This is a genomic window from Bacteroides cellulolyticus (assembly GCF_025567135.1).
Classification (GTDB): domain Bacteria; phylum Bacteroidota; class Bacteroidia; order Bacteroidales; family Bacteroidaceae; genus Phocaeicola; species Phocaeicola cellulolyticus.
Map to the genome: position 1 here is coordinate 50,489 of NZ_JAOQJJ010000019.1, position 6,935 is coordinate 57,423.

General features: G+C 40.2%; 4 protein-coding genes. 2 read left to right on the forward strand and 2 right to left on the reverse strand.

Annotated features, from left to right (window positions below):
* Positions 1 to 22: 22 nt before the first annotated feature.
* The gene (locus tag OCV82_RS13230; RefSeq protein ID WP_154044837.1) at positions 23 to 3,217 is read right to left on the reverse strand and encodes an efflux RND transporter permease subunit; all 3,195 of its coding nucleotides are present in this window, start codon (positions 3,215 to 3,217) and stop codon (positions 23 to 25) included.
* A 51-nt stretch (positions 3,218 to 3,268) separates the two neighbouring features.
* On the reverse strand, positions 3,269 to 4,375 hold the full coding sequence (locus tag OCV82_RS13235; RefSeq protein ID WP_154044838.1) for an efflux RND transporter periplasmic adaptor subunit: 1,107 nt from the start codon (positions 4,373 to 4,375) through the stop codon (positions 3,269 to 3,271).
* Positions 4,376 to 4,634: 259 nt separating this feature from the next.
* Between OCV82_RS13235 and OCV82_RS13240 the strand changes: the two genes are divergently transcribed.
* Both OCV82_RS13240 and mnmA read left to right on the forward strand, forming a co-directional pair.
* The gene (locus OCV82_RS13240) at positions 4,635 to 5,468 is read left to right on the forward strand and encodes a helix-turn-helix domain-containing protein (RefSeq protein WP_154044839.1); all 834 of its coding nucleotides are present in this window, start codon (positions 4,635 to 4,637) and stop codon (positions 5,466 to 5,468) included.
* A gap of 206 nt (positions 5,469 to 5,674) precedes the next feature.
* The gene (gene mnmA / locus OCV82_RS13245) at positions 5,675 to 6,727 is read left to right on the forward strand and encodes a tRNA 2-thiouridine(34) synthase MnmA (protein WP_154044840.1); all 1,053 of its coding nucleotides are present in this window, start codon (positions 5,675 to 5,677) and stop codon (positions 6,725 to 6,727) included.
* The last annotated feature ends 208 nt before the right edge of the window (positions 6,728 to 6,935 follow it).

Sequence of the window (6,935 nt, forward strand, 5' to 3'; positions counted from 1 at the left end):
TGTGTAATTCGTTTAATGATTATTACTTATCATTGTTACTGAAAGCACTTCTTTCTTCAAGACTGCGCTGTTTCTCCATCTGGAACTGTGCATCTCCTTCCACCTGCATAGGTTTGCGGATTTTCTCCTGAAGATACTCGAACGTGATATAGAACACCGGAACCACAAAAAGAAGAGCCAAAGTACCTATAAGCATACCACCTACAACACCTGTACCCAATGAACTGTTACCGTTTGCTCCGGCACCTGTTGCAAACATAAGTGGAAGCATACCGAAAATCATTGTCAACACGGTCATCAGGATAGGACGCAGACGTGCCTGAGCTGCGGAATATGCAGACTCGATAATTCCCATACCTCTACGACGGCGTTCTACGGCAAACTCTGTAATCAGGATGGCTGTCTTGGCAAGCAAACCAATCAACATGATAACACCTGTCTGAAGATAGATATTGTTTTCCAGTCCGAAGAGTTTCGCAAACAGGAAGCTACCCATCAATCCGAACGGTACAGAAAGGATAACCGCCAACGGGATAAGGAAGCTTTCATACAGACATGAAAGAATCAGATAGATAAGCACGACGCATATTAAATATATAAATACTGTCTGCGAACCACCACTCTGTGATTCCTCACGAGCGATACCACCATACTCATATCCGTAACCTGTAGGCAATGTCTGTGCAGCTACTTCCTTGATGGCATTCTGAACTTCACCAGAAGAATATCCCATCTGGGCATTTACGTTTACATTGATTGAACTGTAAAGATTGAATCGTTTTGCGACTTCAGCGCCCAATACACTCTTCAATGTAACGAATTGTCCCAACGGAGCCATCTCCGAGCCGTTTCGTACATACATATTATTAAGAGACTGCTCATCAAGACGATATTCAGGCGATGCCTGAAGCATTACACGATATACTTTACCGAACTCGTTATAGTTTGATACGTATGCACCACCACAGTAGCTACCCAAAGCAGAAAGTACATCTGATGGAGAAATTCCGGCACGTTTACACTTGGCAGCATCTACATCAACTGCTATCTGAGGGAAGTTCATTGCGTATGAAGTATATGCCATTGCTACCTCAGGACGCTGGTTCAAAGCTCCAAGGAAATTCATGACATGTCCGAAGAATACAGACATATCGCCACCGGTCTTGTCCTGCATGTTAAGCTCTATAGAGTTACCCATACCGTAACCAGGAATCATACCTGTCTGGAAACAGAATATCTGTGCTTCCTTTATCTGTGCGAACTGTGCATTCAGGCGTCCAAGAACAGCTTCCGCTGTGTGTTCTGCTCCTTTTCGTTCATCCCACTGTTTAAGGTCAATGATACATGAAGCATACGAAGTACCCTGACCGGAGATAAGTCCGTAACCGGAAGTGGCACTGTAGTTCTCTATCTCAGGAGTGTTCTTCAGAATTTCCTTTACCTTATCCATAACCTTGGTAGTCTCAACAAGTGTACTACCAGGAGCTGTACTTACGTTCACCATCAATGTACCCTGGTCTTCCTGCGGCACCAGACCTGTCTTGGTTGTCTTCATGAAGAATACAAGGAGAATAACAGATATAATAAGTGAAGCCCAAACCATCCATCTGTGATGTATGGCAAACATTACACCTTTCTTATATTTGTTCATGGTAGCGTTGAAAGAGGCATTGTATGCTGCTCTTACACGACCATTGAAGCTTTTCGGACTCTTGTTTCCGTCGGACGGTTTCATCATGATGGCACAAAGTGCAGGACAAAGAACAAGGGCACAAATCATTGAAAGACCTACTGATGTAGCCATAGTGATACCGAACTGAGTATAGAAGATACCTGAAGTACCACCCATGAATGTTACAGGGATAAACACAGCCATGAACACACATGTACATGAGATAACGGCCATGGTTACATCGCTCAACGCATCTTTTGTAGCAAGATATGGTGATGTATAACCGGAGTCAAACTTTTCCTGAACCGCTTCCACCACAACGATGGCATCGTCCACCACAGTACCGATGGCAAGCACGAGGGCAAACAGAGTAAGGATGTTTATACTGAAACCTGCTGCCACAAGACATGCGAATGTACCTACCAGTGATACGATAATCGCAATAGACGGAATAAGTGTACTCTTGAAATCCTGCAAGAAGAAGTAAACCACAAGGATAACCAGTATGATGGCTACGATAAGGGTTTCAACCACATTATATATAGATGCATAAAGGAAGTCGTTCGAACTCATCATCTGTACAAATTCCACACCCGGAGGAAGAAGTTCCGACATCTCTTCAAGACGTTTTGTTATAGCTTCGTTCACCTCTGTAGCATTGGCTCCTGCAACCTGGAATGTAAGGAAAGTCACACCTGGACGGTCGTTTACCTCACCGTGGAAACCGTATGACAGACGTCCCAACTCTACTTTTGCGATATCCTTAAGTCTCAATACAGAACCGTCGGCATTTGAACGGATAACGATATTATCGAATTCATTTACATCTTTCAGACGTCCTCTGTATTTCATTGCATACTGGAATACGTTTGGCGAGTTTTCACCAAGTGTACCTGCAGGAGCTTCAATATTCTGTTCGCCAAGGGCTGCAGTAACATCTGCCGGTACAAGACCATATTGTGCCATAAGTTCCGGATTCAACCATATACGCATACTGTATGTATCACCAAGCAATGTAGCGTCACCCACACCAGGAATACGCTTGATTTCAGGTATTACGTTTATATCCAGATAGTTGGCAAGGAATGTTTCGTCATATTTTCCGTCAGTACTTACCAATGTGTTAATCTGAAGAAAGCTGGTCTGTCGTTTTGCTGTAGAGACACCGATTTTTGTTACTTCCGAAGGCAAAAGACCCTGAGCCTTTGATACACGGTTCTGTACGTTTACAGCCGCCATATCCGGGTCTGTTCCCTGATTGAAAAACACCTGAATCTGTGCAGTACCGGAGTTTGTAGCTGTAGAGGTGATGTACATCATGTTTTCCACACCATTTATACTCTCTTCTAGAGGCATGATAACACTGTTCATCACAGCATCAGCACTGGCACCTGTATATGTAGCCTCTACCACCACTGTAGGAGGCGCTATGTCAGGATACTGTTCTACCGGCAACGATATAAGTGAGATAAATCCCACCAGCAGGATTACGATGGAGATGGAAATAGCCATCACCGGTCGTTTGATAAATATATTTCCTTTCATTGTTGTTCTATCTTTATTAAAGTCACTCTAAATCAACTTTGTCGTCTTTAATTATTTCACCTGAGTACCTTCGCGAAGAAGTCCTGCACCCTTGGCTACTATTTCGTCGCCTACGTTAAGACCTTCGAGCACGATATATTCGCGTCCGTCGTTGTAAGCGGCAACCTTAATAAGAGTTGTCACAGCCTTGCCGTCAACTACCTTAAATACAGAAATCTTATCCTGCTGTTTTACTGTAGCTTCCTGTGGAACAATGATATAGTCATTATATGTACTTGGGATAGAAACCTTACCTGAAGCACCGCTCAGAAGAAGACCATTCTCGTTAGGGAATACGGCACGTACACCTACAGAACCTGTCTGGGTGTCAATCACACCGCTGATAGACTCTATCTTTCCTTTTTCTCCGTACGTAGTTCCGTCATTGAGTACTAGTGATATCTCAGGCATTTTAGTAAGCGCATCGTCAATAGAACCATACTCGCGAACCATACCAAGAACCTGATTTTCAGTCATTGAGAAATAGACGTACATCTCTGAGTTGTCAGAAACTGTAGTCAGAGGTTCAACCATAGAAGGACTAACCAAAGTACCCACACGATAAGGCAACATACCTACAACACCGTTGCTTGGGCTCTTCACCTCAGTATAAGAAAGATTGTTTCTTGCATTTACTTCCTGAGCCTCCGCCTGTGCCAACTGTGCTTTTGCAGTGAGATACTGGTTTTCAGATGTTCTTAATGTAAACTCAGATACAACCTTCTTTGCAAAAAGCTCCTTATTACTATTATAAGTAAGTTCAGCAGTAGCTAAAGCAGCCTGAGCCGACTTTACATTTGCAACAGCTGTATTGAGTGCAGCCTTGTAAGGAACCTGATCAATAATGAAAAGTACCTGGTCTTTTCTCACCTTCTCACCTTCTGTTACACATAATTTCTGTATTGTACCTGATACCTGCGGCATGATATTGATATCCTGGCGTCCGCGAATTGTAGCAGAATAATTTGTTTCTACAACTTTGTCAGCTTTTGCCACAACCATTGTTTCATAACCACCGGTTTGCATTTCTCCTTTTTGAGTTTGTCCACACGAAGCGAACCCGATTGCGCAACCAACTATCCCCATCAGTTGCAACCATTTTTTGTTTACTGTTACCATATAAATCTTTTTACTTTAAAATTCGTGGCAAAATTAAGTTAATTGCGAAGAACGTTAATTTTCTTTTTTACAGCACAATTGTTCAAAAACGGAACTCACTGTCCTCTTTATAAATTATTAAGACCTTAAATATTTTTTATTTAACGAAGAATAAATAATAAAAAAAACAACGCAATATATTACAGAATTGCAATTTTAGATACTATTTTTACTATGTATTTTTATTGATATAAATTGTTATTAACAAAATTGAAACTATATGCATATATTTCAACTGCCAGATGATGAAATTTTCAAAGCAGGAGCAGACAAGAATGAATGGCTACCTCAGGGTAAAACCATGAAAGTAGATGTGGACACAATTATCTTTTGCAGAAAAGGTACTGCCCACATAGAAATAGACCTTATCCCATACGAACTGGTAGCCAATACACAGCTAATAATAATAGCCGGGAGCATAGTCCACAATATCAGCAATAGTGACGATTTCAAAATCTCATATATAACATTCAAACACGAAGTTTACGACGAAGCGACAGCACAACTGGAACCTTCGTTCACTTTTTTCCTGAAAGAATATCCCTGCGTACAATTAGGAGAAAAAAGAATAAACAAGATGAACTATCTGATAGAAGCTATGGAAGATTTCTATAATGAAAAGACTAACTGTTTCAGAGTAAAAATCTTCAAAAACAATATCCAAAGTTTCCTACTTGATGTATATGACAAGACAAGAACCCTATTTAAAATAGACAAATCGGAGGAAGTGGGAAGAAGAGAAGAGCTGTTTATAAAGTTCATTCATCTGATACACAAGTATTGTCCACAACAAAGAGAAGTAGGGTTTTACGCAGAGAAATTATACATAACATCACGCTACTTATCGTCAATAACACAAAATGTTGCAGATAAATCAGCCAAATACATTATCGACAAACATGCAATACAGAGAATAAAGATAATGCTTAAATACTCGAATATGTCCATACAGGATATCTCGTATGAATTAAACTTCCCTGATCAATCATTCTTCTCAAGATATTTTAAAAAACACACAGGCATGAGCCCATTAGAGTATAGGGCAAAACCTTAACAAGTGTATAATATACGGCAACAACACTAAATAATGTTATAAAACACATGTTTTCGCGCACAAAACTTGCAGATAACAGAAAAGTCCGTACCTTTGTACTGTGTTTTTCATAGTATTAGATTTTAAGGTTAACAAAGGTTGGAGTACAGCGGTACTCCTTTTTTTATGCCCTTACGTCAAGCTATCACTTTCAAGAAGACAGAATTATGAAAGAAAACAATAAAGTATTATTAGGAATGAGTGGAGGTACAGACAGTTCTGTAGCAGCTATGTTGCTTTTGGATGCAGGATACGAAGTTACAGGAACAACATTCCGCTTCTTTGAAAAAGATAACAATACAGAATATCTGGACGACGCACGAGAGCTTTGCTCCAGACTTGGCATTCCGCACATTACTTACGACCTCAGAGACAGATTCAAAAAATACATCATAGACTATTTTATAAAGGAATATATGACAGGGAGAACCCCTGTTCCATGCACGCAGTGCAATAACTATCTGAAATGGCCTATACTTAAAGAAATAGCCGACAGGGAAGGAATATACCATATTGCCACAGGACATTACGTACAAAAAACATTATGCGACGGATATTGGCATATCAAGAGTGGTACAGACCCAGACAAAGACCAGTCTTTCTTTCTATGGGGACTTCCACAGGATATTATGAAGCGGATGGTACTGCCATTGGGAAATATAACAAAAACAAGAGTTAGAGAAATAGCAGCAGAAAGAGGCTTCATGAAAGCTTCCGTAAAGAAAGACAGTCTTGGAGTATGCTTCTGCCCTATGGATTACAGAAGTTTTTTAGGAAAAAATGTAAATCCTGACTTAATCAAACCCGGCATATTCTGTGATGAAGAAGGCAATAACATTGGGAAACATGAAGGATATCCCTTTTATACAATAGGACAACGCAGAGGATTGGGGATATATATGAACAAGGCATTGTTCGTAAAAGAAATAATTCCTGAAGAAAACAAAGTTGTAATAAGTGACAAACTGTCTTCGCTTGAACACAGCGAAATGTGGCTCACGGACTGGAATATAATAAATCCGGAATCCCTGTTGGGTAAGGATGATGTAATAGTAAAAATAAGATATCGGAAGCAGGCGAACAGATGTACCGTTACAATGACCGGTGACGGACTGTTACACGTAAAACTTCATGAACCGTTGGCAGCAATTGCTCCCGGACAAGCGGCTGCATTCTACAGGAACGATATTATTCTCGGTGGAGGGATCATAAACAAGTAAAAAGATTTCTAGCGGAAAGAAAACTCCATAGCGTGCTTTTATCTTCTATAAATATAATCTATGTTTATAAAAATACAACTTGTATTCTTATAAATATAAGTTATAAGTAACTATTCAAAATTAATTTTATACATATGAGTAATTCACAAATAAGTTCGTACCTACAGATGCCAGTGCCCTGTTTGTACAATAGAAAAGCGAGTCCTTA

Bases quoted from the DNA above. Each gene is read 5' to 3' on its own strand.
- OCV82_RS13230 (WP_154044837.1), bottom strand. From the start codon at position 3,217: ATGAAAGGAAATATATTTATCAAACGACCGGTGATGGCTATTTCCATC.
- mnmA (WP_154044840.1), top strand. From the start codon at position 5,675: ATGAAAGAAAACAATAAAGTATTATTAGGAATGAGTGGAGGTACAGAC.
- OCV82_RS13235 (WP_154044838.1), bottom strand. From the start codon at position 4,375: ATGGTAACAGTAAACAAAAAATGGTTGCAACTGATGGGGATAGTTGGT.
- OCV82_RS13240 (WP_154044839.1), top strand. From the start codon at position 4,635: ATGCATATATTTCAACTGCCAGATGATGAAATTTTCAAAGCAGGAGCA.